This window comes from Pseudomonas sp. F01002 (genome assembly GCF_004402115.1).
Lineage (GTDB): Bacteria > Pseudomonadota > Gammaproteobacteria > Pseudomonadales > Pseudomonadaceae > Aquipseudomonas > Aquipseudomonas frigoris.
In genome coordinates, this window is the sequence record NZ_SOPU01000011.1 from 279,597 (window position 1) to 303,607 (window position 24,011).

At 58.6% G+C, this 24,011-nt stretch carries 24 protein-coding genes, 1 tRNA gene and 2 pseudogenes; 18 read left to right on the forward strand and 9 right to left on the reverse strand.

Annotated features, from left to right (window positions below; all coding sequences use genetic code 11):
- Positions 1 to 50: 50 nt before the first annotated feature.
- Positions 51 to 1,484, reverse strand: a complete 1,434-nt coding sequence (locus tag E3W21_RS06870; protein ID WP_046055716.1) for a M48 family metalloprotease — start codon at positions 1,482 to 1,484, stop codon at positions 51 to 53.
- Between the two features lie 97 nt (positions 1,485 to 1,581).
- Between E3W21_RS06870 and E3W21_RS06875 the strand changes: the two genes are divergently transcribed.
- The gene (locus E3W21_RS06875; RefSeq protein ID WP_020300476.1) at positions 1,582 to 1,821 is read left to right on the forward strand and encodes a sulfurtransferase TusA family protein; all 240 of its coding nucleotides are present in this window, start codon (positions 1,582 to 1,584) and stop codon (positions 1,819 to 1,821) included.
- Between the two features lie 31 nt (positions 1,822 to 1,852).
- Entirely contained in the window at positions 1,853 to 2,923 is a 1,071-nt protein-coding gene (locus E3W21_RS06880) for an AI-2E family transporter (RefSeq protein ID WP_134418875.1), read from the forward strand.
- A 79-nt stretch (positions 2,924 to 3,002) separates the two neighbouring features.
- On the opposite strand, the gene E3W21_RS06885 is transcribed toward E3W21_RS06880, so the two are convergent.
- Together E3W21_RS06885 and E3W21_RS06890 are read right to left on the reverse strand one after the other, a co-directional pair.
- Positions 3,003 to 3,476 carry a peroxiredoxin gene (locus tag E3W21_RS06885; RefSeq protein WP_008153083.1) on the reverse strand — a complete coding sequence of 158 codons (474 nt, stop codon included), beginning with the start codon at positions 3,474 to 3,476 and terminating at the stop codon, positions 3,003 to 3,005.
- 10 nt (positions 3,477 to 3,486) lie between these two features.
- Positions 3,487 to 4,047: a glycine cleavage system protein R gene (locus E3W21_RS06890; RefSeq protein WP_008034925.1), complete on the reverse strand. Its 561-nt coding sequence runs from the start codon at positions 4,045 to 4,047 to the stop codon at positions 3,487 to 3,489.
- Between the two features lie 329 nt (positions 4,048 to 4,376).
- On the opposite strand from E3W21_RS06890, the gene dapA reads away from it, so the two are divergent.
- The 5 genes from dapA (at position 4,377) to E3W21_RS06920 (ending at position 8,066) form a co-directional block, all read left to right on the forward strand.
- Positions 4,377 to 5,255: a 4-hydroxy-tetrahydrodipicolinate synthase gene (dapA, locus tag E3W21_RS06900; RefSeq protein WP_129441946.1), complete on the forward strand. Its 879-nt coding sequence runs from the start codon at positions 4,377 to 4,379 to the stop codon at positions 5,253 to 5,255.
- A 17-nt stretch (positions 5,256 to 5,272) separates the two neighbouring features.
- Positions 5,273 to 6,388, forward strand: a complete 1,116-nt coding sequence (gene bamC / locus E3W21_RS06905; RefSeq protein WP_134418876.1) for an outer membrane protein assembly factor BamC — start codon at positions 5,273 to 5,275, stop codon at positions 6,386 to 6,388.
- A 4-nt stretch (positions 6,389 to 6,392) separates the two neighbouring features.
- Complete coding sequence (locus E3W21_RS06910; protein ID WP_008153089.1) at positions 6,393 to 7,151, forward strand: MBL fold metallo-hydrolase; 759 nt, start codon at positions 6,393 to 6,395, stop codon at positions 7,149 to 7,151.
- 28 nt (positions 7,152 to 7,179) lie between these two features.
- Entirely contained in the window at positions 7,180 to 7,893 is a 714-nt protein-coding gene (gene purC / locus E3W21_RS06915) for a phosphoribosylaminoimidazolesuccinocarboxamide synthase (RefSeq protein WP_008034929.1), read from the forward strand.
- Between the two features lie 83 nt (positions 7,894 to 7,976).
- Positions 7,977 to 8,066: transfer RNA gene (locus tag E3W21_RS06920), tRNA-Ser, on the forward strand.
- A gap of 146 nt (positions 8,067 to 8,212) precedes the next feature.
- On the opposite strand, the gene E3W21_RS06925 is transcribed toward E3W21_RS06920, so the two are convergent.
- Positions 8,213 to 9,379 (reverse strand): MFS transporter, encoded by a 1,167-nt coding sequence (locus tag E3W21_RS06925; protein WP_218570153.1) that lies wholly within the window; start codon positions 9,377 to 9,379, stop codon positions 8,213 to 8,215.
- Positions 9,380 to 9,709: 330 nt separating this feature from the next.
- Between E3W21_RS06925 and E3W21_RS06935 the strand changes: the two genes are divergently transcribed.
- Together E3W21_RS06935 and E3W21_RS06940 are read left to right on the forward strand one after the other, a co-directional pair.
- Complete coding sequence (locus tag E3W21_RS06935) at positions 9,710 to 10,054, forward strand: hypothetical protein (RefSeq protein ID WP_166793812.1); 345 nt, start codon at positions 9,710 to 9,712, stop codon at positions 10,052 to 10,054.
- Between the two features lie 288 nt (positions 10,055 to 10,342).
- Complete coding sequence (locus E3W21_RS06940) at positions 10,343 to 10,534, forward strand: DUF1508 domain-containing protein (protein ID WP_129441952.1); 192 nt, start codon at positions 10,343 to 10,345, stop codon at positions 10,532 to 10,534.
- A 53-nt stretch (positions 10,535 to 10,587) separates the two neighbouring features.
- Here the strand turns inward: E3W21_RS06940 and E3W21_RS06945 are convergent, their stop codons facing one another.
- Positions 10,588 to 10,794 (reverse strand): hypothetical protein, encoded by a 207-nt coding sequence (locus tag E3W21_RS06945; protein WP_129441954.1) that lies wholly within the window; start codon positions 10,792 to 10,794, stop codon positions 10,588 to 10,590.
- Positions 10,795 to 11,025: 231 nt separating this feature from the next.
- On the opposite strand from E3W21_RS06945, the pseudogene E3W21_RS06950 reads away from it, so the two are divergent.
- Both E3W21_RS06950 and E3W21_RS06955 read left to right on the forward strand, forming a co-directional pair.
- Positions 11,026 to 11,948, forward strand: a pseudogene (locus tag E3W21_RS06950) (LysR substrate-binding domain-containing protein).
- Positions 11,949 to 12,005: 57 nt separating this feature from the next.
- Positions 12,006 to 12,371 carry a 5-carboxymethyl-2-hydroxymuconate Delta-isomerase gene (locus tag E3W21_RS06955; protein ID WP_129441958.1) on the forward strand — a complete coding sequence of 122 codons (366 nt, stop codon included), beginning with the start codon at positions 12,006 to 12,008 and terminating at the stop codon, positions 12,369 to 12,371.
- Positions 12,372 to 12,374: 3 nt separating this feature from the next.
- Here E3W21_RS06955 and E3W21_RS06960 read toward each other — a convergent pair whose 3' ends face one another.
- The 3 genes and pseudogenes from E3W21_RS06960 to E3W21_RS06970 all read right to left on the reverse strand — a co-directional run bounded on the left by E3W21_RS06960 (position 12,375) and on the right by E3W21_RS06970 (position 15,560).
- A complete protein-coding gene (locus E3W21_RS06960; RefSeq protein WP_134418878.1) occupies positions 12,375 to 13,310 on the reverse strand; it encodes a LysR family transcriptional regulator in 936 nt (311 codons plus the stop codon).
- A 132-nt stretch (positions 13,311 to 13,442) separates the two neighbouring features.
- A complete protein-coding gene (locus E3W21_RS06965; RefSeq protein ID WP_134418879.1) occupies positions 13,443 to 14,360 on the reverse strand; it encodes a DMT family transporter in 918 nt (305 codons plus the stop codon).
- 16 nt (positions 14,361 to 14,376) lie between these two features.
- Positions 14,377 to 15,560: pseudogene (locus E3W21_RS06970) on the reverse strand (cyanate transporter).
- A 543-nt stretch (positions 15,561 to 16,103) separates the two neighbouring features.
- On the opposite strand from E3W21_RS06970, the gene E3W21_RS06975 reads away from it, so the two are divergent.
- The 6 genes from E3W21_RS06975 (at position 16,104) to E3W21_RS07000 (ending at position 22,651) form a co-directional block, all read left to right on the forward strand.
- Positions 16,104 to 17,486 (forward strand): glutamine synthetase family protein, encoded by a 1,383-nt coding sequence (locus E3W21_RS06975; RefSeq protein ID WP_134418880.1) that lies wholly within the window; start codon positions 16,104 to 16,106, stop codon positions 17,484 to 17,486.
- 179 nt (positions 17,487 to 17,665) lie between these two features.
- Positions 17,666 to 19,315 carry a phosphoethanolamine transferase gene (locus tag E3W21_RS06980; RefSeq protein ID WP_134418881.1) on the forward strand — a complete coding sequence of 550 codons (1,650 nt, stop codon included), beginning with the start codon at positions 17,666 to 17,668 and terminating at the stop codon, positions 19,313 to 19,315.
- 73 nt (positions 19,316 to 19,388) lie between these two features.
- Complete coding sequence (locus tag E3W21_RS06985) at positions 19,389 to 20,051, forward strand: class I SAM-dependent methyltransferase (protein ID WP_134418882.1); 663 nt, start codon at positions 19,389 to 19,391, stop codon at positions 20,049 to 20,051.
- Positions 20,052 to 20,174: 123 nt separating this feature from the next.
- The gene (rnd, locus tag E3W21_RS06990) at positions 20,175 to 21,308 is read left to right on the forward strand and encodes a ribonuclease D (RefSeq protein ID WP_129441972.1); all 1,134 of its coding nucleotides are present in this window, start codon (positions 20,175 to 20,177) and stop codon (positions 21,306 to 21,308) included.
- Entirely contained in the window at positions 21,305 to 21,598 is a 294-nt protein-coding gene (locus E3W21_RS06995) for a YcgL domain-containing protein (RefSeq protein WP_007898694.1), read from the forward strand. The genes rnd and E3W21_RS06995 overlap by 4 nt, the downstream gene beginning before the upstream one ends.
- A 120-nt stretch (positions 21,599 to 21,718) precedes the next feature.
- A complete protein-coding gene (locus tag E3W21_RS07000) occupies positions 21,719 to 22,651 on the forward strand; it encodes a D-2-hydroxyacid dehydrogenase (RefSeq protein WP_123366771.1) in 933 nt (310 codons plus the stop codon).
- 125 nt (positions 22,652 to 22,776) lie between these two features.
- On the opposite strand, the gene E3W21_RS07005 is transcribed toward E3W21_RS07000, so the two are convergent.
- On the reverse strand, positions 22,777 to 23,370 hold the full coding sequence (locus E3W21_RS07005; protein ID WP_033054040.1) for a nitroreductase family protein: 594 nt from the start codon (positions 23,368 to 23,370) through the stop codon (positions 22,777 to 22,779).
- Between the two features lie 166 nt (positions 23,371 to 23,536).
- On the opposite strand from E3W21_RS07005, the gene E3W21_RS07010 reads away from it, so the two are divergent.
- Positions 23,537 to 23,986 carry a YcgN family cysteine cluster protein gene (locus E3W21_RS07010; RefSeq protein WP_129441978.1) on the forward strand — a complete coding sequence of 150 codons (450 nt, stop codon included), beginning with the start codon at positions 23,537 to 23,539 and terminating at the stop codon, positions 23,984 to 23,986.
- The last annotated feature ends 25 nt before the right edge of the window (positions 23,987 to 24,011 follow it).

Consider the following 24,011-nt stretch of genomic DNA (forward strand, 5'->3'; position numbering starts at 1 on the left):
CCTCGAAAGAGGCGGTTTTTTTTATGTCTGAAATTTTTTTCTGACAAGCGTCAGCCCATCATGTCCTTGATCATGCGCTCTTCCTCCATCAGCTCACGTTGCCGTGCGTCGATCCGCGACGACAGCGGGAAATTGGTACCTGCCTTGCGCTTGGCGAAGTCCAGTTGCTGAATGGCCTGACGGTAATCGCCAACCAAGGCGAAATACTCGGCACGGGCCTGATGCAGGCCGATGATGTTGCCCGAGAGACCGCGAGTCTCGGCCACCATGTACCAGACGTCCGGATCGTCCGGACGGCTCTTGAGCAGATTCTCCAGCGCCTTTTCCGCGTCGGGCGCACGGTTCTGCTTGAGCAGCAGATCGACTCGCACCGAATTCAGCGGATAGTTACCGGGATACTGCGTCAACATTCGGTCAACCCGGGACTGGGCGTCCGGCAGACGATTGTTGGTGATGTCCAGATCGACCTGCGCCAGGTTGTAGATGATCTCGTTCGGCGACTTGGCCAGCAGCAACTTGAGGTTTTCCCGTGCTTCATTCAGCTGGCCGCCCTTGATCTGGGCAATGGCCAGGCCATAGCGAGCGACATCATTTTTCGGGTTTTCATCAAGCTGGGCGCGAAAGCGTTTGGCGCCCAGGCCTGGGGTTTCTTCATAGATCAACTGGACCCGTGCACGAATCAGCTGATAACGCATCGTGTCTTCGATGCCGCCGGGTTTTGCCTGTTCGGCGCGGTTGCGCGTGTCAGCGATCCGCGACTCGGTCACCGGGTGAGTCAGCAGAAATTCCGGAGGCTTGGCGTCAAAGCGGTATTGGCGCGCCAATCGCTCGAACATGGTCGGCATCGAGCGCGGGTCGTAACCGGCCTTTTCCAAGTTGAGGATGCCGATGCGGTCGGCTTCCTGTTCGTTCTGGCGAGAGAAACGCCGTTGTTCCTGAACGGCCGCCGCCTGCGTACCCGCAATGGCCGCGATCCCGGCATCGCCGGCGCCGGCTGCGGCAATCACGATCCCGGCCAGCAGCGCGGCCATCATCGGCACTTGCATGCGCTGTTGGGCTTCGACGCCACGGGCGAAGTGGCGCTGCGACAAGTGAGCCAATTCGTGAGCGAGTACCGAGGCGTATTCGCCTTCGGTCTGGGCATTGAGGAACAAGCCACCGTTAACCCCGACAATGCCGCCCGGTGCGGCGAAGGCGTTGAGTTGCGGGCTGTTGATCAGGATGAACTCCAGGCGCCGGTCATTGACCTGGCTGGTCTCTACCAGCCTATAGACGCTGGATTCGACGTAGTCCTTGAGCTGTGGATCGTTGAGCTGCGAAACCTGGCTGCGCAACAGCGCCAGCCAGGCACGGCCCAACTGATGTTCCTGTTGCGGCGAGACGATGGCAGAACTGGCGTCGCCGAGTGACGGCAGGTCGTCGGCGAAGCCCGGTGAGGCGAGCAGGCAAGCGAGCGTCAGCAGGGTAGGGCGCAAAAAAGTCATGCACAAAGCCTTAGTCGACAAAGACCTTACTGTAGCCGGACACTACGCTTGGGACCAGATATTCTAGCCGCTCAACCACCTGAACCGGAGTGATGTAATGACCGACGCTGTAGCCCATGACGCCGAACTCGACGCCAGTGGCCTGAATTGCCCCTTGCCGTTGCTGAAGGCCAAGCTGGAACTCAATCGACTGGCCAGCGGCGCGGTGCTCAAGGTGATCGCCACCGATGCGGGCTCGCAGCGCGACTTCCGCACCTTTGCCCGATTGGCTGGTCATACGCTGCTTCGTGAAGAAGATGAAGCGGGTGTTTACCGCTACTGGTTGAAAAAAGCCTGAATTCTGCTGCGTTCGTTTCTAAGGATTATTGATGTTCAAAGTGTTACGCGACTGGATTCAGCGCTACTTCTCCGATGAAGAGGCCGTTGTGCTGGCGGTCCTGCTGTTTCTGGCGTTTACCGCCGTGCTAACGCTGGGCGGCATGCTTGCGCCAGTGCTGGCCGGGATGGTGCTGGCGTATCTGATGCAAGGGTTGGTCGTCACTCTCGAACGCCTGCGCATGCCGGGCGGGTTGGCGGTGGGGTTGGTCTTTGCGTTGTTCATGGGGCTATTGCTGGTGTTCATCGTGGTTGTGGTGCCGTTGCTCTGGCATCAGTTGATTACGCTGTTCAACGAGTTGCCCGGCATGCTGGCCAAATGGCAGTCGCTGTTATTGCTGCTGCCCGAGCGCTATCCGCATCTGGTATCCGACGAGCAGGTGCTGCAGGCCATCGAAGTGGCGCGGGGCGAGATTAGCAAGTTCGGTCAGTGGGCGCTGACGTTCTCGCTGTCGAGTCTGCCGCTGCTGGTGAACATCATGATCTACCTGGTGCTGGTGCCAATCCTGGTGTTTTTCTTTCTCAAGGACCGGGAGATGATCGGTCAGTGGGTGCGTGGTTACCTGCCCCGTGAGCGGGCGCTGATCACCCGCGTCGCTCATGAGATGAACCGGCAGATCGCCAATTACATTCGCGGCAAGGTCATCGAGATTTTCATTTGCGGTGGCGTGACCTACATCGGTTTCGTTGTTCTGGGGCTGAACTACGCGGCGCTGCTGGCATTGCTGGTGGGTGTGTCGGTGGTGGTGCCTTACGTCGGCGCTGTGGTGGTAACCGTGCCGGTCATGCTGATTGCACTGTTCCAGTGGGGCTGGAGCGATCAGTTCATTTATTTGATGGCGGTTTACGGGATCATCCAGACGCTGGACGGCAACGTGCTGGTGCCGCTGCTGTTCTCAGAAGCGGTCAATCTGCATCCGGTGGCGATCATCTGCGCGGTGTTGTTGTTTGGCGGGCTGTGGGGGTTTTGGGGCGTGTTCTTTGCGATTCCGCTAGCAACCCTGTTCAAGGCTGTACTGGACGCTTGGCCGCGCAAAGAGCCGGTGGTGGCGCCGCTGCTTTAACTATCTGGCCTGATTATTCAGTGAGATTAAGGGCCTCTTCGACTTGCTCGCGAAGGCGTCCGAACAGGCGCCGAAATAATCAGGCCTTGTTCAAAGCCTGCGCCGCAGCCAGAACAGCATCCACATGACCCGGCACCTTCACACCACGCCATTCCTGACGCAGCACACCGTCCTTGTCGATCAGGAACGTGCTGCGATCAACGCCCATATATTCTTTGCCATAGAGTTTTTTCAGCTTGATCACGTCGAACTGCTGGCAGAGCGCTTCTTCCTTGTCGCTGATCAGCTCGAAGGTGAACGCCTGCTTGGCCTTGAAGTTTTCGTGTGATTTGAGGCTGTCGCGGGACACGCCAAAGACTTCGGTATTGGCGGCTTTAAAGGCGTCGAGCTGGTCACGAAAGCCCTGACCCTGAGTGGTGCAGCCTGGAGTGCTGTCCTTCGGGTAGAAGTAAATCACCACCTGCTTGCCTTTGAGGCTCGCGAGGTTGACGGTCTGCCCGCTGGTGGCGGGTGCTTCGAAGTCGGCAACCGGTTGGTCGATGGCAACGGCCATGAAAGCTTCCTTACATTGGGTTTTGTGGGCGCCACGGTTCGATCAGGGCATCCAGGTTCAGCGCGTCAGCGAAATCCAGGAACTGATCGCGCAGCCAGCTGATTTGCACACCGGCCGGCAAGGTCACGGTAAACGTGGCATTGAGCATGGTGCCGCCGGTTTGCGGAGCCTGATAGGTGTCACAGGTCAGGTTTTCCAGCTCGACGTTGTGGTCCATGAAGAACTGGCACAGCTCGTTGATGATGTCCGAGCGGTAAGCCGAGCTGACATAGGCGACGTATGGCAGGGCCTGAGGACGATTCTCCAGCGCTGCGCTACGCACCACATTAACCGTAAAGGCGTGCTTCTTGGCGAGGCTCGGCAGGCTGCCTTCGAGGCGCGCCAGGGCGTCCCAGCTGCCGGAGATCTCGAGGATCAACGCGCTGCACTCGCCATGACGCGTCAGGCGAGAGGTGACCACGGCGCAGCGGTTTTCATGGCTGGCGCGGCACAGGACGTTAGTCAGCTCCATGGGGTTGGCGCCGAGGGCACTGATGACAAGGAATTGTTCGCGAACTGTGGGGGTGGACATGCAGCATTCCTAAAACGATGAGCGGTCGATACTTCTACGGGCTTTTTTTGCCGGGAGCGAGCCTGCGGATGCGAATTCAAAAAACCCGAGCCGCAAGGTTGCAACGTGCTCCAGAGTGGCAAGAGCGAGGGGTAGCAACGCTGGATCGGGGCTTGTGATGCCGAAAATGGAGGCTGGAACCCGGCGTACGAGCTTATCAGTACCGATCAAAGTCTGAAGGGTAGCGAAAAGCAGCGCCAAGGGGAATGGCAGCAGCGCAGTACTTCGCTTGTACAAGCATCTTGGCGCCAGTACCATTACCGCTCTCTTTTTCCGGCAGGAGCGGTTGCATGATTGCGGGCAGTATGGTGGCACTGGTCACACCCATGGATGCACAAGGTCGTCTCGACTGGGACAGCCTGAGCAAACTGGTGGACTTTCACCTGCAAAACGGCACCCACGCCATCGTGGCGGTCGGCACCACAGGTGAATCGGCCACCCTTGACGTGAACGAGCACATCGAAGTGATTCGTTACGTGGTGAAGCAGGTTGCAGGGCGCATTCCGGTGATCGCCGGTACCGGCGCGAATTCGACTCGCGAAGCCATCGAGCTGACCACCAATGCGAAGACCGCCGGCGCCGATGCTTGCCTGCTGGTGACCCCGTATTACAACAAGCCGACCCAGGAAGGCTTGTACCAGCACTTCAAGGCCATCGCCGAAGCCGTCGACATCCCGCAGATCCTTTATAACGTGCCCGGCCGTACGGCGTGCGACATGCTGGCCGAAACCGTGATCCGCCTGTCGACCGTGAAAAACATCATCGGTATCAAGGAAGCCACCGGCGACCTGTCCCGCGCCAAGGCCATCATCGACGGCGTGAGCAAAGACTTCCTGGTGATCTCCGGTGACGATGCCACCGCAGTCGAGCTGATTCTGCTTGGCGGCAAGGGCAACATCTCGGTGACCGCCAACGTTGCGCCGCGTGACATGGCCGACCTGTGCAACGCTGCTCTGAAAGGCGACGCCGTGACGGCCCGCGCGATTCACGAAAAGCTGATGCCGCTCAATAAAACCCTGTTTATCGAATCCAACCCTATCCCCGTGAAATGGGCACTGCATGAAATGGGCTTGATGCCGGACGGTATCCGTCTGCCGCTCACCTGGCTCAGTGCTGCCTGTCACGAACCGCTGCGGCAGGCCATGCGCCAGTCCGGCGTCCTGGTTTAATTGAGGAAGTACTACGCATGAAGCGATTGGCCGGACTTTCCGCACTTGCCTTGATCATCTCCAGCACCAGTGGCTGCGGATGGGTCTGGGGCCCGGAAGGTTATTTCCGTGACCGCGGTAGCGATTACCTGGAAGCGCAACAGACTGCACCCATGCAATTGCCGTCGGATGTCAGCACCGCCAAACGTCTGGATCCGCTGTTGCCGATCCCGCGCAACGTGGCCGATGACACCGTCAAGGGCGAGTACATCGTGCCTCGTCCGCAGCCGTTGTCGGCAGGGGCCGACGCCAGCGCCTACTCCCTGCAAAAGACCGGTGATTCGCGTTGGATCGTCGCACAGAACCCGCCGGCCGAAGCCTGGCCAGTGGCCGTGCAGTTCTTCCAGGACAACGGTTTCCGTCTGGACGAACAGCGTCCGCAAACCGGCGAATTCACCACCTCCTGGCAGCATTCCGACGAACTGTCCGCCGCAATGGCCAAGCGCCTGAGCGCAGCTGGTGTCGGCGCTGACAGCGAAACCCGCGTGCGGGTCCGCATCGAGCCAGGCGTGCAGCGCAACACCAGTGAAATCTACGTGGTCAGCGCCGAGCGTCCTGCCGGTAGCACCTCCGACGTGGCCTTCACCAACCGTTCGGTCAACACTGGCCTGGACGCGGCACTGGTCGACGACATGCTCGCGAGCATGAGCCGCACTTCGGAGAAGGGCGGTTCGGTCTCCATGCTGGCGTCGCGTGATTCCGATACGCCAAGTCGTGTCAGCCTGAGCGAAGACGGCAGCGGTAACCCTGTCCTGAACGTCGGCACCGATCTGGATCGTGCTTGGTCGAGCGTCGGTCGTGCGCTGGAACAGGGCGAATGGCGCGTAGAAGACATCAACCGCAGCCTGGGTCTGTATTACATCAACCTGTCTGAAAAAGCCGAGAAGAAAGACGAGAAACCTGGTTTCTTCAGCGGCCTGTTCGGCAGCGCGCCGAGCAAGGAAGAAGTTGAAGCCCGTGCCGAGCGTTATCAGGTTCGCCTGAGCAAGGTTGGCGACAACGTCCAGGTCACCGTCGAGAAAAACATCAACACCGTGGCGCCGGCAGATGTGGCGCGCAAGGTATTGAGCGTGATTCAGGACAATCTGGGCTGATCACATGCGTTTTGCCGTTCTCGGCAGCGGTAGCCAAGGGAACGGCACGCTGATAGCCAGCGCTGACACGTATGTGCTGGTGGATTGTGGTTTCTCCCTGCGGGAAACCGAAAAGCGCCTGCTGCGCCTGGGTGTGAACCCTGCGCAGTTGAGCGCGATACTCGTGACCCACGAACATGCCGACCACGTGCATGGCGTGGGTTTGCTGTCTCGGCGCTACAATCTGCCTGTCTACCTCAGTCGCGGTACCCTGCGCGGGATGCGCAAACCAATTGAACCGGCTGGCCTTCTGGCCGGCGGCGAGCAACTGCAGATCGGCGCACTGAGCATCGGCGTCATTGCCGTGGCCCATGATGCACAGGAGCCGACGCAATACGTCTTCAGTGACGGTGAACGGCGCTTTGGCCTGTTGACCGACCTGGGCTCGTATTGCAACAAGGTGCTGGACGGCTATCGGGACCTCGATGCGTTGATGATCGAGTCCAACCATTGCCGTGACATGCTGGCTCGCGGTCACTATCCGTACTTTCTCAAGCAACGGGTAGGCGGTGAACTGGGGCATTTGAACAACCATCAGGCGGCATTCCTGGTGTCCGAGTTGGGCTGGCAAGGCCTGCAACACCTGGTCCTGGCCCATCTGAGCAGCAAGAACAACCTGCCGCAGCTGGCCCGGCAATGTTTTGTCGACACCCTCGGGTGCGACCCGGACTGGCTGCAACTGGCCGATCAAGATTCAGGGCTCGACTGGCGACACATCGCCTAGCCCACCTACTTAGCAAGCGGAGCCCATCATGGAAAAACGTGAAGAACTCTACCGCGGCAAAGCCAAATCGGTTTTCAAGACCGACGACGCTGACCGCTTGATCCTGCTGTTTCGCAACGACACTTCGGCGTTCGACGGCAAGCGCATCGAGCAACTCGACCGCAAAGGCATGGTGAACAACAAGTTCAACGCCTTCATCATGCAGAAACTCGAAGCAGCCGGCGTGCCGACTCAATTCGACAAACTGTTGGGCGACAACGAATGCCTGGTGAAGAAGCTCGACATGATCCCGGTCGAGTGCGTCGTGCGTAACTACGCCGCCGGCAGCCTGGTCAAGCGCCTGGGCGTCGAAGAGGGCATGAAGCTCAACCCTTACACCTTCGAACTGTTCCTGAAGGACGACGCCAAGGGCGACCCGTTCATCAACGAATCCCACGTCGTGGCATTCGGTTGGGGCACTGCCGAGCAACTGGTTCGCATGAAAGAACTGTCGCTCAAGGTCAACGAAGTCCTGAGCAAACTGTTCGACGACGCCGGCCTGCTGCTGGTCGACTTCAAACTGGAATTCGGCGTGTTCTCCGACGGCTCCATCGTCCTGGGCGACGAATTCAGCCCGGACGGCTGCCGTCTGTGGGACAAGGCCACCGGCAAGAAAATGGACAAGGACCGCTTCCGTCAGGGCCTCGGTGACGTCATCGAAGCCTACGAAGAAGTCGCCAATCGTCTGGGCGTACCGCTTTAATCGACGCAAGCATCTGATAGCACGGAAAAATTTCGCTTAGGGGGTTCGCTTCCGGCAAAAGTGTTGTTATGATGCGCGCCGTTGGAGAGATGCCAGAGTGGCCGAATGGGACGGATTCGAAATCCGTTGTACCTTCACCGGTACCTAGGGTTCGAATCCCTATCTCTCCGCCATTATTGAATAAGACTAAGCCCCTGAAATTGCTAAAGATTTCAGGGGCTTTTTCGTTTCTGGCGTTTCGTTTCAGGGCAAATTGGCCGCCTGTTTTCCCGGCGAGCGGTACGACTTTCTCGCGAAACATCAGCGGTATCGCTCTTTGCTATCGAACCTGAGCTCTCGCCCGGATCACCCACAATCCCAGCAAAGTCAGAACGGCAAAGCCCCCACCCATCAAGAAAGTGCCTTGGAAGCCTACCGTGTCCCACAACGCCCCAGCGATGACGCTGGCCAGCAGCAAGGTCAACCCGGTCAACAGATTGAACATGCCAAATGCCGTCCCGCGAAGTTCAGCCGGCGCGCAATCGGCGATCAGGGCGGCGAATATCCCTTGGGTAAACCCCATGTGCAGCCCCCATAGAACGACGCCGACGACCAGGCCATCGATACCCGGCGCGAACGCCAGAGTCAGGTCGGCAGCAATCAGCAATATCAAACCTGCGCCGAGCACCGCCACGCGGCTGACACGATCAGACAAGGCCCCGGCGGGATAGGCTGACAGTGAGTACGCCACCCCCATCAGGACAAGCACCGCTGGCGCCCACATCGGCGCCAACCCGACAGCCTGACCGCGCAGAATCAGAAAGGCTTCGCTGAAACGCGCCAGGGAGAACACCGCAGCGACACCCACCACCCACCAGTAGCCAGCGCCCAGTCGGGCTAATTCCCGCCGGCTCAAAGGCGCACGCACCCGGTGCGTCCCTTCCACTTGTTTGGGCTCATGAACGAACACCAGCAGCACCGCGACGGCAAGGAAGGCCGGGATGACGGCCACCCAGAACACAGTCTGGAAGTGGTTCGCGGTTAGCCACATCAATCCGATCGCCAGCAACGGTCCCAGGAATGCACCAACGGTATCCAGAGTTTGCCGCAGGCCGAAAGCGGCCCCCCGTATCGCGGGCGGCGTGATGTCGGCCACCAACGCATCGCGCGGGGCGCCGCGAATACCTTTGCCAATGCGGTCGATAAAGCGAGCCCCGATCAGCCAGTCCAGCGAGCCCGCCAAAGGAAAGATCGGTTTGGACAGCGCCCCCAGCCCATAGCCCAGCGCCGCGAGCAGTTTGCGCTTGCCCAATCGATCACTGAGTGCCCCGGAGAATACCTTGGTGATAGAGGCCGTAGCCTCGGCTATGCCTTCGATGAGACCCACGGCCAAAACGGAGGTACCCAGTACTGTGACCATATAGAGCGGCAACAACGCATGGATCATTTCTGAGGAGATGTCCATCAGCATCGAGACGAAGCCCAGCGCCCAGATACCCCCAGGCATGGTGCGCCAGACGTTGCCGGTTGACGCCTTCTCGATTGGCGCAGTAACCGAAGTGTCACCCGACTTGTCAGTGGTTTTCATCATGAGCCTCGAAAGCCTGTTTTGGCGTAGGCATCTAATAGCGCCTCGCACCCCAGCAGCCGCGTTGCCGCTACCTTCGCCAAGATACGCTGTATCGATGAGTGATTTCGATCAAACAGTTGCGCAATCTGCTGAAGAAAGTCGCCTTTCTGCCAGCGATCCCACATCAGCTTTTTCTGGCTTTCGGTGTAACCCTGGTCATTAGCTATCATGCAATACAGAGCAAATCACCGGATGACGGGGGAATGCATGAAGAGATGGCGACGGTTTTGGGTGTTTGTGAAGCTGCTGGCAGCATTTACAGCCTGCCTGGCCGCTGCTGTTCAGGCTTTTAGCTACATGTTGGAAAGTCCCGACGCAGCGCAAATGCACCCGTTGAGCATTGTGGTGGTTGGACTGATCTTTGGCTTCATCACCTATGGAATCCTTTCACTGATTGAAAGGGCTATACGGGGTTTCCTGCCCCATCCTGACCCAGTCACCACCACGGTAGCGGCTCAACCCCAGACAGAACTTGAGGAAGATGCCGTGCTGGCGGAAGAACAGCCTTTGGCCCTGTCAACTGACGATTCAACTCAGCAGAAAAATCAGTGAACTGTCTGTGAGACATGTATCTGGGCGATCATCAAAGGCTCGAATCAGAGTTTTTGCGTCGGACCAGACAGCATCGCAGCGTAAGAAAAATATGCCTCTTCAAGGGAAAAGTTACTTAGCGCAGTCACCCAATTTACCGCCCCCCGAATCTGTTGGTCGTTCCGCCAATCAAGGCTGAATCTGCGAAACATCCCCTGACATTGAAAGACCCTGCCTCAAAACGACCTCATCTACTCTGGTTTCGCAGGTCACTGATCTGCCGTCATCAGCAATCGCAAGGAGCGAGCAATGTATTTTGAGATTTACAGGCAAACCCGTGGCATCGTACAGACCGGCAAAGGTCAATGGCGGTGGCGTTTGAGGGCGGGAAACCATGAAACGATTGCCAGCGGGGAGGCTTACGTCAACAAGTCTGATTGTGTGCATGCCATCAGTTTGATCAAAGGGACCCACGATCAGACCCCGGTCAAGGAAATCTAGGCTTCAGGTGGTGAAGCTGCTCCGTAAGAGCAGCTTCGTTTCAACGGGCGGTCTTACGGTTGTGAGTGGCCCAGTTTTCGTTTGATCAGGTCGTAGACTTCCTTGTGGGTGGAGTTGTGCAGGGTATTACTCTTGCAGGCCAATTTGAGAAACGTTTTAACCTCTTCTTTGGCGTGAGGGTAAAGGCCGGCGACGTAGTCGGCTTCATGGTCCTGAGTGCAGTTGAAGTGTTTGTCGTCTTTCGCTTTATCTCTAGCCATTGATGGGCTCCTTTGAGTTCAAATGGTTGGGTGGTCAGGGCTGTTTTGCCCTAAACGTTGCTGAGCTTAGAGACGCAATCGCTTCCCGCCAGATGAACAAAGAAATCAGGAAGAGGATGTAAGACCAAGCCGTTGCCTTAATCCGGATTAAACGCAAACTGCTTGAGTCGCATAGACGCCGATTGCGACACCTACCTAAACTGTCATCAGATTTGGGAGCGGGGTCAGTGGATGAATCGTAACGAACTACGCAAGGCCGACATCAACCTGATGGTGGTGTTTGAAACGCTGATGCTCGAACGCAACGTCACCCGGGTGGCGGAGAAATTGTTTCTCGGCCAGCCGACCATCAGTTCGGCGCTCAATCGCTTGCGCACGATGTTCAACGATCCGCTGTTCATACGTGTCGGGCATCGTATGGAGCCGACGGCGCGGGCCGAGGAAATTATTCTGCACCTGTCTCCGGCGCTGGATTCGTTGTCGGTGGCGTTGAGCCTGACCCATGATTTCGACCCCGCCAGCAGCACCATGACCTTTCGTATCGGGCTGTCGGACGATGTCGAGTTTGGCCTGCTGCCGCCGTTGCTGCGTGCCTTGCGCCATGAAGCACCAAAGGTGGTGTTCGTGGTGCAGCATGTCGATTACTGGCGGATTCCGGATTTGCTGGCGTCCGGCGATATCACCGTTGGTATCAGCCAGACTCGTGGGCTGCCGGCCAACGCCAAGCGCAAGTTGTTGCGGCACATCCTGCCCTGCATTTTGCGCGCGGACGCATCGGACACACCGCTGACGCTCGATGAGTATTGCGCGCGACCGCACGTGCTGGTTTCCCACACTGCCAATGTCAGTGGTTACGCCGATGAGTGGCTGGCGGAGATTGGTCGCACGCGCCAAGTCGTCCTTTCCGTGCCGCAATACAGCTCGTTGCCGGCCTTGCTGCCGGGACCGATCTGATCGCCAGTCTGCCGGACTACGCCGCCGAAGCGATGGCCGCGTCCGGCCAGCTGTTCAAGGAACCGTTCCCGTTCAAGGCGCCGACCCTGGATCTGTCGATGGTCTGGCTCAGCCATGTCGATACCGACCCGGCCGAGCGCTGGTTGAGGTCGCGGCTGGAGGCGTTCATGAGTGAACGCGCGGTTTTACCGCCTGAGTGAGTAGGGCGATGCTGTGTAATATGTACGACCTTTCTGCCAACTTTCAGGAGCTCAGTCATGCCTCACCTGCACATGGAATACACCGCCAACCTGCCCGAGCTCAATGCCGACGTGGCGTTAATCCGGCTCAACAATGCGTTGGTGGCCTCCGGTCAGTTTGCTGCCGAATACGACATCAAGAGCCGAGCGGTGAAGGTTGATACGTTCAAGGTCGGCACGGCGTTAGGTGAACGGGCCTTCGTGCATGTGAAACTGTCACTATTGAGCGGTCGCTCACCTCAGATCAAGAAGCAGTTGTCCGAAAGCTTGCTGGCGGTGGTTCAGGATCTGTGTGAATGGCCAGCGGATGTTGAAGTCCAGCTGGCCGTGGAAATCCTCGACATTGATCGAGAGTCCTACACCAAGGTCGCCATCAGCCACTGAGTTTCAGGCCATTTCCTGCTCGGCGCAGGCCTTGACCACTTGCTCGCGCAGCCAGGTGTTGGCGCTGTCCTGATCGACATTCTGGCTCCATTGCATGTCGAGGCTGAAACCCGGCAAGCCATTGGGCGCTTCGCAATGATTGAAGATCGCGTCGTTGGCCAGCAATTGTTGGATACGTCGAGGCAGAGTCAGGATGAAGTCGGTGCCGGTGATCATCTTCAGTGCCGCGCTGTAGCTGTTGGAACGCGCGACGATCTGCCGTTTTTGCGCCTGCTGCGCCAGCCAGCCGTCGACCATGTTGGTGGTGGAGGTCCAGGGTGTCGGGAACACATGCCTGCGTTCGACGAAGGCTTGCAGGCTTAAACGCGGCTCCGGCGGTGTGGCACGTTTATCGAAGACACAGACCAGGTCGTCCTCCAGCAGCATCCGGGATTTGAAATCGCCATGACTGCGATGAAAGTTCGGGCCGAAGCAAATCACCAGGTCGAGGCTGCCGTCGCGCAGCTCTTCGGCCGGGATGTCGGTTTCGAACTTGTGCATGTTGACCATCACGGGAAGGTCGGCGAAATCGAAGCTTTTCAACAGGCGCGGCAGGATCAACTGCTCGAAGTATTCCGGTGCGCAGATATTGAAGGTGACTGATTGCAGGGTGGGGTCGAATGCTGGCGCACCGGCGTGACACAGATTGATGCTTTCCAGGATCTTCAGCACGTGGGCGTACATGGTGCTGGCTTTGTAGGTGGGGCGCATACCCGCGCGGGTATTGATGAACAGCTCGTCTTCGAAACTGGTGCGCAGCTTTTTCAGGCAGTAACTCACGGTGGACTGGCTGACGCAGAGCGCCTCGGATACACCGCTGACGCTGCTTTGCTCATACACGGCGATAAACACCATGAGGTCCTGCATATCGAGCTTTCTAAGCAAGTTACTGTTCAGCATCCGTTGGGTCTCGCTGTGCTCCTTGCGCTGACTGTGCGCAAACTTGTGCGAGTGATCCTAACGGAACGATGGTGCCAGGAGAATGCCCCGTAGGAACTTTCATGGAAAGTTGTGGGGCAATTCCAGAGGCCTTCAGCCCTGAACGGCTGCAGGCACCGCGCGGCGGCTGGACATCAGCAGTGCCAACATACCGATGCCCACCAACAGCGCGCCGATGATTTCCAGCGGCAATGGCGACTGACGTAACCAGAACCAGTGAAACAATGTGAGGAACAGCGTGCTCAGGTAAATGTAGGAAATGACCGAGGAAGGGGCGATAACGCCGATGGCCCGATGCAGCAGCCAGAAGGTCGCCAGCGTGGCGAACACCGCTAGGTAAATCAGCCACCAGAAATCGCTCACGGTCAGCAATGACGCGGATCGCCAGCCGCCGCTTAATCCACAGAATGCCAGCAGAAACAGCGCGCCGAACAGCATGTTCCAGAAAGTCATGCCCACTGGGCCGCGACCCTTTAGGCTGCTGACCTTGAGCCGTTGACTCAGGGGCGAGTAGAGCGCCATCGCCAGGCAACCGACGCCATACACCGACACTGCATACAGCGAAGGCAGCTCACCAGGGCCTGCGCCTTTCAAAACCAGCAACACGGCCCCGGCAGCGGCAATCAGCATCGGCAGCACCCGCTGTTTCAGGTTGCTGTCGGGCATCAATATGGCTTCGAACAACAATGTCAGCAGTGGTACCAAGGTGAACATCGTTCCGGTATTGACGGCCGAGGTGTAGCGCAATGCCTCGAACAGCGAGCCGAAATACACCGCCAGCAGCAAGCCGAGCGCGGCATGGCCGAACAGTCCACGGGCGGTCATGGCGGTATCGCCTTTGAACAGCAGCAGCGGCAAAAATACCAGGGCGCAGAATAACAGGCGCAAACCGGTCAGCAGGATCGGGTCGATGGCCTGGCTGACCTGTGCTGCCGCAGAAAACGATGCAGCGATCAACAGTGCCCAGAGCAGCATGCCGACGTGAGCGGCGGCGAAACCGGTGTGTTTCATGATGTGAGTTCCTGGGTCAGCGAATGTGTTGGGCGTAATGCCGCGGATCGAAGCGCAAGACCATCAGGATCATCAGTGCCATGACGCCGGTCAGTGACCACCAGGCCCATTCGAAGCTGCCGAGCTGATCGCGGATCAACCCGGCAATCAGCGGTGAGAGACCGGCGATCAGGTAGCCGATGCCTTGCACGAACGCGGTCAGGCCGCCGGCACGCTGGGGATTGTCCAGATGATCCAGGACACAATCAGGCTCATCGGGAACAGTCCGCCGATGCCGAGCCCCAATAGACATGGCCACAACAGACTCAGGTACTGCGGGCTGAGAATAAGCCCGCAAAAACCCGCCATGATCAGCGCCAGCAACACTACCAGCACCACGCGCCGGTCACGGCTGCGGTTGGCGATGGCCGGTGTCAGCAGGCCAGACAACACTTCCATGGCGGTCAAGAAACCCAGCAGCAACCCGGCGTTTTGTTCGCTCCAACCCTTTTCCACGTAGTACGGCGCCAGCCAGGCCAGCACACAGGTGTAGGACGCCGTGCCCAGGCCGAAGAAGATGGCGAGCAGCCAGGCGCGGGAATTGCCGAAGAAGGATTCATTGCGTCGCGTCTGAGCAGGCTGCGCCGGCAGCCTTTCACGTTGCACGCACCAAAACAGCAGCGCTACCAACGCCATCGCCGCCCAGATCGCCAGGCCTACGCGCCAGCTGCCGGTGCGGATCATCACCAGCGGCGCAAACGACGCCGCAATCGCTGCGCCGCCCATGATCGACGTGACGTAGAGCCCCATGCACACGGAAACGTTATCGCTGAAGCGGGATTTGATCAGCGCCGGCATCAATGCCTGGATCAGCGCGATACCGATACCCGCCAGTACGGCGCTGAGGATCAGTTCGGCCGCCGAATCGAGGAACAACCGCGACACCGTGGCCACGCCGATGATCAGCAGCGAGAGCACCACGGTGCGTTGTTCGCCGATTCGTTGGCTGACGCCCAGCCCAAAGAACATCGCCAGCCCCATCGCCATCACCGGCAGCATGGTCAGCAGCGAAGCCAGGCTGAAACTCAGTGCAATATCGCCGCGAATCGCCGACAGCAAAGGACCGACGGCGGCCATGGAAGGCCGCAGGTTCAGAGCGACAAGAATGATGCTGAACATCAGCCAGAGGGCGGGGCGGGAGATTGCGCGAACGTTTTCCATCTATCGGACCTTGAATGACCAGGAGCCGATTAGGCGCGCGAGGCCTGGAGGCCGCAAATCAGAAAGTCCGGAATAGTATTTAGAAAATAAATAGCACTCCGCTCGCCCTGTAGCAGCTGCCGAAGGCTGCGTCCGGCTGCGAAGCAGGCGCAAATTCTGCCACCGGATTAACCTGCCATACCGCATTGGCTGATTTAACGTCTGCTTCGCAGCCGGACGCAGCCTTCGGCAGCTGCTACAAGTACCGTGGTGCTGCTCAATTGTTTAGCCAGCCCACAACCAAAGTTCTTCAAATCCCGATTTAACGACTTAACCTCCCGTGTGACGCTGCTGCTCATCTGTTCTCTGCGGTTTTCTCTATGGACGATCGTCCAGTCGCACTTCCCTCCGAATTAGCCTTTTGGGCGCTGTGGCACTGCCGTCACGCGCGCCCACCGGATTCCTGCATTTCCCGTTGATTGTTCTTACAGGTCCCGCGCTATACGCCGGGATCAAAGCGGCGACGCCTGTGCGTTTGCCTGACGCGGAAATAAGAGAATTCCCATGAGTGTTGCCACGACATCTTTCGCCTCCAAGCAAGAAGCCCTGACCTTTCTGGAACAGAACCCGGATATCGAGATGTTCGAGTTGTTCATCCTCGACAACAACGGTGTACCTCGGGGCAAGTTGCTGCACCGCGATGAATTGCTGGCGGTGTACGAAAGCGGGCGGCCATTGCCGAGCACCATTCTTGGCCTGACCATCAACGGCGATGACGTGGAAAACTCCGGCCTGGTCTGGGACGTTGGCGATATCGACTGCCGGGCGTACCCGATCAGCGGCAGTTTGACGCGCATGCCATGGCGGCTGATGCCTACGGCGGCGGTGCAGGTCAGCATGCACCCGAAGGAGGGCATGCCCGCGACGATTGCCGATCCACGGCATCTGCTGGCGAAAGTCATCGAAGGCTTGCAGGCCGACGGTTATTACCCGGTGATGGCGGCGGAGCTGGAGTTCTATCTGTTGGATCAGCAGCGCGACAGCAATGGTCGGCCGCAACCGGCGCGGGATGTCGATGGTGGACGACCGCGAGGCACTCAGGTTTATGGCTTGCGTGAGCTGGAGCAAATCGAACCATTTCTGGCCGATCTCTACAGCGCCTGCAAACTCCAGGGCATTCCGGCGCGCACGGCGATTTCCGAATACGCGCCGGGGCAAGTGGAAATCACCCTCGAACACCGCACAGATGCCTTGCAGGCGATGGACGAGGCGGTGCGCTACAAACGGCTGGTCAAAGGTGTGGCCCACAAGCATGGGATGACGGCGTGCTTCATGGCCAAACCGTTCGATGACCTGGCGGGCACTGGCATGCACATGCACGTCAGCCTGGCCGACAAGGAAGGCAACAACCTGTTCGCCAGCGAAGCCCCGGACGGCACGCCACTGCTCAAACAGGCGGTCGGCGGGATGCTCAGTACGTTGCTCGATTCATTGCTGCTGTTCTGTCCGAACGCCAACTCTTACCGTCGCTTCCAGACCAACAGCTATGCGCCGCTGGCGGCCACCTGGGGCGTGGACAATCGCACCGTGAGTTTGCGCGTGCCCGGCGGGCCGGCGTTCTCACGGCATATTGAGCACCGAATCTGTGGCGCCGACGCCAATCCATATCTGGCGGCTGCGGCGATTCTGGCCGGGATCCATCGCGGTATACGCGAACAACTCGATCCTGGTGTGCCGGTGGAGGGCAATGGCTACGCGCAGGCCACGGAACTGTTGCCGACTGACTGGTTGACTACGTTACGAGCGCTGGAAGGTTCGATCTGGGCTCGGGAAGCGTTCGGCGGTGAGTTCCTCGGCGTGTACCTGGCAGTAAAACGTGCCGAGTATCGACAGTTCATGGGGGAAGTCGGCGAGCAGGACTGGCGTTGGTATTTGAATCAAGCCTGAACAGAACCTGAAGCATTCTCAAATAAGTTGACCGTTTTTGCCTCGTGCCATGAGCCAACTAATCGTTGGCTTCTTTTTCACAAAAAATTGATGGTTGGCAGCCTACACTTAGTGATGTTACGGCCAATGAAATTTTCACATTTGGCGAAGGCACTTTTATTCAGGAACAGCCGATCATCATGTTGAAGATTAAAGCCGTGCGCCCCGAGTGGGTGACACTGATTTCCAGCGCCTTTCTATTGGCAGGATTCAATTTCGTTCTCTGGCAACACCTGTTTGAAATCACGGCCTCTGACGGTCAAGGCATCGTCATGCGTGTGGCATTCGGGGCGATGATCCTTGCTGCTTTCAATATTGTGCTGACCCTGCTGGCGTTCCGGCCGGTAATGAAGCCCGTTTTGACGCTGATCTTTATGGTCAGTGCCAGCGTCGCGTACTTCATGGGTCAATATGGCGTGCTGATTGACACCGGCATGTTGCGTAACTTTGCGCAAACTAATGCGACGGAAGTGCGTGACTTGCTGTCGTTGAAGTTGCTTGTTTATATCCTTGTGCTGGGTGTTTTGCCGTCGTTGTTGTTGTGGCAGATCCCGGTTAATTACCGCCGCTGGCACCGTGAGCTATTAAGTAAAGCACTGGTAACTGTCGCGTCGGTTGCCGTGATTGGTGGCGTTGCACTGGTTAACTATCAGGGCCTGTCTTCGTTGTTTCGCAATCATCATGAATTGCGCCTGATGGTCGTGCCAAGCAACTACATCGGTGCCTCTTTCGGCTTTCTGCGTGAGCAGGTCGCGTCTGCGCAGCAGCCCTTTGTCAAACTGGGTGAAGATGCCCAGAGAAATCCCGCCTGGCAAACCCATGAGCGCAAATCCCTGACCGTGCTGGTGGTGGGCGAAAGTGCCCGGGCCGAGAACTTCGGCATCCTGGGGTATAACCGTGACACCACCCCCAAACTGAGTAAAGAGGCCGGCCTGATCGCGTTCACCGACGTGCATTCCTGCGGGACGGAAACAGCCGTGTCGGTGCCGTGCATGTTCTCCGACATGGGCCGCAAGGATTACAACGCCAGCAAGGCAAAGAACCAGGAAGGCCTGCTGGACGTACTTAAACGCGCGGGTCTCGACGTGATCTGGCGCGATAACCAATCGGGCTGCAAAGGCACTTGCGATAGGGTGACCGTCGACGACGTCAGTAACCTGAAAGACCCGGTGCTGTGTGCCAATAGCGAATGCCGCGATGAAATCCTGCTGCAGGGTTTGCAGCACTTCATCGATACCCTGGATAAAGACACGGTACTGGTATTGCACCAGATGGGCAGTCACGGTCCGGAATACTTCAAGCGCTACCCGAAAGAGTACGAGCGCTTCACCCCGGTTTGTGAAAGTAACGCCCTGAATAATTGCAGTCGCGAAAGTATCGTCAATGGCTACGACAACACCCTGGTGTATACCGACCACGTGCTGTCGACCCTGATCGATTTGTTGCGCAACAATCAGGACAAAGTCGATACCGCGATGCTCTATTTGTCGGACCACGGCGAATCCCTGGGCGAGTACAATTTGTTCCTGCACGGGACGCCTTACATGCTCGCGCCGGAACAACAAAAGCATGTCGCGATGTTGGCCTGGTTTTCCGACAGCTATCAAAAGTCGTTCTCGGTGGACGCTAATTGCCTGCAACAGAGTCGTGAAAAGCCCTTGAGCCAGGACAACCTGTTCCATTCGATGCTCGGTTTGCTGGAAGTCCAGAGCAAGGTGTACAAGCAGAATCTGGATATGTTTGCCGGATGTCGTGGTGCGGTGACCGACGGCGTGTTGGCCAAAAAGTGAGTACCTCAACCTTTTTTTCATGCCCCTGTCGCTAACTTGCGGCCGGTAGAGTTTCCCCTGAGAGCCATTGCACATGTCCGCTCAACCCCCATCTGCCATCGAGCTTGAGATCGCCCGGCGCTACGATCAGGAGCACGCCCGCGTCTGTCTTCAGCCGCGACCGCGTGGCCTGGCCGGGCGGTTGACGTTCTGGCGTGACGAGCAATTGGTGCGCAACGCGCTCAAGGCTGCCGGCGAACCGGGTCTGGTTCTTGATTTGGCTTGCGGTGTCGGGCGCTTCTGGCCAGTACTGGCCGAGCATGCAAACCGGGTGATCCTCGCGGCCGACCCGTCGCAGGACATACTCGATCATGCCCGCACTCACCATCCGCAGAGCCTGCTGAAACGGGTCAAGACCTTTCAGAGTTCAGCGTTCACCATCGGCTTGTCGGCGAATGCGGTTGACTGCATTTTTTGCATGCAGCTGTTTCAACACATCGCCTGCCCCGAGCATCGTTTGGCCATGCTTAAGGAGTTCCATCGGGTCAGTCGCGATACGGTGATTGTGGGGGTTCGGGTCGATGCTCATTTCAAAGGCCGGCGCACGGATGCACAGGGCGTTCCGGCCCGACCGTTGGCCAGCAAGGCCGACGTGGAAGCCGAGTTCAAGCTCGCAGGTTTGCGCGTGCTCAGTCATCAGGACTTCCTGCCCGGCTGTGCGCGGATGCGCGTCTACGTACTGCGTAAGGCCGGCTAGTCTCCGCTTGTCAGACATTTCTTGCCGTCTGGCAGGCATTTTCGCTAAAGCTCTTGTTCAGTGGAGGCGCGGAAATCGCCGGGGGCGATATATACTGCGCGCCATTCTTCAAGGGAGAGCCGTGTGGCCATCGATATTCACTGGATTCGCGACAACGATAGCCTCGGTCAGTTTTGCGCCGAGTGGCAGCAGCTGCCATTCGTTGCCCTCGACACCGAATTCATGCGGGTCGACACCTTTTATCCGATTGCAGGCCTGCTGCAGATCGGCGATGGCGTACGCGCTTACCTGATTGACCCGCTGAGCATCGACAACTGGCAGCCTCTGGCCGCGTTGCTGGAAAACCCGGCCGTGGTCAAAGTCGTCCATGCGTGCAGCGAAGACCTCGAAGTCCTGCTGCGCCTGACCGGCAGCCTGCCGGCGCCGTTGTTCGACACTCAGTTGGCCGCCGCTTACCTGAACCTCGGTTTTTCCATGGGGTATTCGCGGTTGGTGCAGGAAGTGCTCGGCATCGACCTGCCCAAGGGCGAGACCCGTTCCGACTGGCTGCAACGTCCACTTTCCGACACCCAAATCAGCTACGCCGCCGAAGATGCTTTGCACTTGGCGGAAGTTTTCGTACAGCTTCGTCCGAAGCTTTCTGACGACAAGTACGCCTGGGTCCTGGAAGACGGCGCCGAGCTGGTGGCCAACCTGCGCCGCGAAGTTGATCCGTATGAGGTCTATCGCGAAGCCAAGCTGGCCTGGAAGCTCTCCCGTGCCCAACTCGTCGTATTACGTGAACTGTGCGCCTGGCGCGAGCGCGAAGCCCGCGCCCGTGATCTGCCGCGCAACCGCATCGTGCGTGAGCATTCCCTGTGGCCGCTGGCGCGGACTCAGCCGGACAACCTCGGCGCGTTGGCGAAAATCGAAGACATGCACCCGCGTACCGTGCGTCAGGACGGCGAATTTCTGCTTGATCTGATCAAACGCTCTGGCAGTGTGTCGCCTGATCAATGGCCGCCTGCGGTGCCGGAGCCTTTGCCGGTGGACGCCGCCACGCTGGTCAAACAGCTGCGTGCGATCGGCCAGGCCGAAGCCGAGCGCCTGAACATTGCGCCGGAGCTGATGCTGCGCAAGAAAACCCTGGAAGCGCTGCTCAAGAGCGGCTATCCCAATGGTCCTTACCAATTGCCTGATTCGCTGCGTGGCTGGCGCCGCGAATTGATGGGCCAGGCGCTGCTCGACAGCCTGGCCACCGCCGGAGAACAGCCTTGAAACGTATTTGCTCCATTTATCGAAGCTTGAAGAAAAACGAGATGTACCTCTATGTGCTCAAAAGCGATGCACTGGAGCGCGTCCCGGAAAGTCTGATGGCCGCCTTCGGCAAACCGCATCACGCCTTCGACCTGGTGCTGACCCCCGAGCGTAAACTGTCGCGCGAGGACATCACCGTGGTGCTGGAAAACCTTGAGAAGCAGGGTTACCACTTGCAAATGCCGCCGGCCGAAGACGAATACATCGAACACTTGCCGGAAGAATTGCTGCGCCGCAACGACCCGATGTGACTGGCAGACAGGCTCTGTTCAGAGCCTTTATGAAACACTGGAATGATTTTGGCGAGGGCCAGGGCGATGGAGCGTTACTCCATCGGCGGCCGTCTGCACTGTTTTTGAAAGGTTTGAACCATGCGCGTTCTGATTGCTGAACACGACCACCCGGTGTACGCCCAGCTGTTGCGTCAAGCAGCGCCCGACCTGGAAGTGCTGACCAGCGGCGACTCCGCCGAACTGGCCAGCCAGGCCGCTGATTGTCCGATCTGGCTCGGTCAGCCGGACCTGCTGGCGACCTTGCTGCGTCAGGGCCACGAGCCACAATGGCTGCAATCGACCTGGGCGGGCATTACGCCGCTGCTGGCCGACGGCTTGCCTCGCCACTATCGCCTGACCCGGGCAGTGGGGATTTTCGGTCAAGTCATGGCCGAATACGTGCTGACCTACATGCTCGGCCACGAGCGCGAAGTGCTGCCGCGGCTGGTCAGCCAGGTCGAGCGCAAGTGGGACAGTCGCCAGGGCCAAAGCCTGGCCGGGCGTAAAGTGTTGATCGTCGGCACCGGTGACATCGGCCAGACCGTGGCGCAGTTCCTGGTGCCGTTTGGCGTCGAGTTGTACGGCATCGCCAGCGAAGCCCGTGAGCAGGCGCCGTTTGTCGAAGTCGGGGCGCTGGCTGATCTGCCGCGTCTGGTCGGTGAGGTGGATTACGTGATCAATCTGCTGCCGAATACGCCGAACACCCACGACCTGTACGACGCGGCGCTGTTCAAGCAATTCAAGCCGACCGGGTTGTTCATCAACGTCGGACGCGGCGTGGCAGTGGTCGATGCGGACCTGGTGGAAGCTTTGAAAGAAGGGCATCTGGCCGGTGCTGTGATCGACGTCTGTCGTCAGGAGCCGCTGCCGCAACGTCATCCGTTCTGGACCGCTTGGGGCCTGCTGCTCACTGGCCACAGCTCGGCACCGACCTCGCCATCGATGATGGTGAATCTATTTGTCGAGAACCTTCGGGCGTATCAGGCGGGTGAGGCATTGCGCGGGGAAGTGGATTTCAATCGCGGGTATTGACTTCACCGCAATCAAAATGTGGGAGCGGGCTTGCTCGCGAAGAGGCCGGCACATCCAACATCAATGTTGACTGACAGACCGCTTTCGCGAGCAAGCCCGCTCCCACATTGGATCTTCATTGTTGGTTAGAGGGTGAAATCACCCTCGGCGGCCAACTCGCTCAGCGGACGACGCGGGCTCGGTTCTTCACGTGCTTGCAGGTAATCCGCCAGCGTCGCCTTGTCGCCCAGTTTGCCCACCGCTACCGCAGCGTGCAGCGCATAACCTTCTGGAATGTTCAGCTCCTTGCGGGTCAGGTCCTGGTCGAAACCGGCCATGCCGTGGGTGTGCCAGCCGCTGATGCTCGCTTGCAGCGCCAGATGGCCCCAAGCGGAACCCGTGTCGAAGGTGTGCCACAAGGCCGGGGTCTCTTCGGTGGCGCCAGGCACCGCGAAGGTGGTTTTCGAGATAACGATTACCAGTGCCGAGGCGTGTTGCGCCCAGCTGCGGTTGAATTCGTTCAGCAGCCCCAGATAGCGCTCCCAGTTTGGCGTGTCGCGACGCGCATACAGAAACCGCCAAGGCTGCGAGTTGTAGGCCGATGGCGCCCAACGTGCAGCTTCGAAGAAGCTCAGCAGAGTTTCTTCGGAGATCGCTTCGCCGGTGAAGGCGCGGGGCGACCAGCGGTCGGTGAACTGAGGGTGGATGGCATAGTCGGCAACGCGTGGATTAGCACTCATCAGGAGATTCCTTGCTACGTTTGAAGGTGAGGGGCGACGCAAAACCCTACTGGGCGGCACAATAACTGACAAGCTCGTTTTTACCGGCAGTCGCCAACGCTTGGCCCACAAGGGCCTTGGCACTAGACTGGCGGCCTTTTCACCACCTGATGTTGATGCTTGAACCATGGCCGCCAAAGTCGAACAGTTCTGGATACGCAAAACCCTCGATCAACTCGATCAAGAGGAATGGGAATCGCTGTGTGACGGCTGCGGTTTGTGCTGCCTGCAAAAGCTCGAAGATGAAGACGACAACAGCGTCTATTACACGCGTATCGCCTGCAAACTGCTGGACCTAAAAACCTGTCAGTGCACCGATTACCCGAACCGCCGCGATTTCGTCCCCGACTGCATCCAGCTCACACCGGGCAAGGCTGACGAATTCAAATGGTTGCCGCCGACCTGCGGCTATCGACTGGTCAGCGAAGGCAAGGACCTGCCGCTTTGGCACCATCTGGTGTGCGGTGATCGCGATGCGGTGCACCACGAACGTATTTCCCAGTCCGGGCGCATGCTGGCCGAAGGCAGCGTGGCTGAAGACGATTGGGAAGATCATCTGATTTTTCGGGCGGGTTAAACGCCAAGCGATTTAACGTTTCACG

Bases quoted from the DNA above. Each gene is read 5' to 3' on its own strand.
- E3W21_RS06870 (WP_046055716.1), bottom strand. From the start codon at position 1,484: ATGACTTTTTTGCGCCCTACCCTGCTGACGCTCGCTTGCCTGCTCGCC.
- E3W21_RS06875 (WP_020300476.1), top strand. From the start codon at position 1,582: ATGACCGACGCTGTAGCCCATGACGCCGAACTCGACGCCAGTGGCCTG.
- E3W21_RS06880 (WP_134418875.1), top strand. From the start codon at position 1,853: ATGTTCAAAGTGTTACGCGACTGGATTCAGCGCTACTTCTCCGATGAA.
- E3W21_RS06885 (WP_008153083.1), bottom strand. From the start codon at position 3,476: ATGGCCGTTGCCATCGACCAACCGGTTGCCGACTTCGAAGCACCCGCC.
- E3W21_RS06890 (WP_008034925.1), bottom strand. From the start codon at position 4,047: ATGTCCACCCCCACAGTTCGCGAACAATTCCTTGTCATCAGTGCCCTC.
- dapA (WP_129441946.1), top strand. From the start codon at position 4,377: ATGATTGCGGGCAGTATGGTGGCACTGGTCACACCCATGGATGCACAA.
- bamC (WP_134418876.1), top strand. From the start codon at position 5,273: ATGAAGCGATTGGCCGGACTTTCCGCACTTGCCTTGATCATCTCCAGC.
- E3W21_RS06910 (WP_008153089.1), top strand. From the start codon at position 6,393: ATGCGTTTTGCCGTTCTCGGCAGCGGTAGCCAAGGGAACGGCACGCTG.
- purC (WP_008034929.1), top strand. From the start codon at position 7,180: ATGGAAAAACGTGAAGAACTCTACCGCGGCAAAGCCAAATCGGTTTTC.
- E3W21_RS06925 (WP_218570153.1), bottom strand. From the start codon at position 9,379: ATGCCTGGGGGTATCTGGGCGCTGGGCTTCGTCTCGATGCTGATGGAC.
- E3W21_RS06935 (WP_166793812.1), top strand. From the start codon at position 9,710: ATGAAGAGATGGCGACGGTTTTGGGTGTTTGTGAAGCTGCTGGCAGCA.
- E3W21_RS06940 (WP_129441952.1), top strand. From the start codon at position 10,343: ATGTATTTTGAGATTTACAGGCAAACCCGTGGCATCGTACAGACCGGC.
- E3W21_RS06945 (WP_129441954.1), bottom strand. From the start codon at position 10,794: ATGGCTAGAGATAAAGCGAAAGACGACAAACACTTCAACTGCACTCAG.
- E3W21_RS06955 (WP_129441958.1), top strand. From the start codon at position 12,006: ATGCCTCACCTGCACATGGAATACACCGCCAACCTGCCCGAGCTCAAT.
- E3W21_RS06960 (WP_134418878.1), bottom strand. From the start codon at position 13,310: ATGCTGAACAGTAACTTGCTTAGAAAGCTCGATATGCAGGACCTCATG.
- E3W21_RS06965 (WP_134418879.1), bottom strand. From the start codon at position 14,360: ATGAAACACACCGGTTTCGCCGCCGCTCACGTCGGCATGCTGCTCTGG.
- E3W21_RS06975 (WP_134418880.1), top strand. From the start codon at position 16,104: ATGAGTGTTGCCACGACATCTTTCGCCTCCAAGCAAGAAGCCCTGACC.
- E3W21_RS06980 (WP_134418881.1), top strand. From the start codon at position 17,666: ATGTTGAAGATTAAAGCCGTGCGCCCCGAGTGGGTGACACTGATTTCC.
- E3W21_RS06985 (WP_134418882.1), top strand. From the start codon at position 19,389: ATGTCCGCTCAACCCCCATCTGCCATCGAGCTTGAGATCGCCCGGCGC.
- E3W21_RS07000 (WP_123366771.1), top strand. From the start codon at position 21,719: ATGCGCGTTCTGATTGCTGAACACGACCACCCGGTGTACGCCCAGCTG.
- E3W21_RS07005 (WP_033054040.1), bottom strand. From the start codon at position 23,370: ATGAGTGCTAATCCACGCGTTGCCGACTATGCCATCCACCCTCAGTTC.
- E3W21_RS07010 (WP_129441978.1), top strand. From the start codon at position 23,537: ATGGCCGCCAAAGTCGAACAGTTCTGGATACGCAAAACCCTCGATCAA.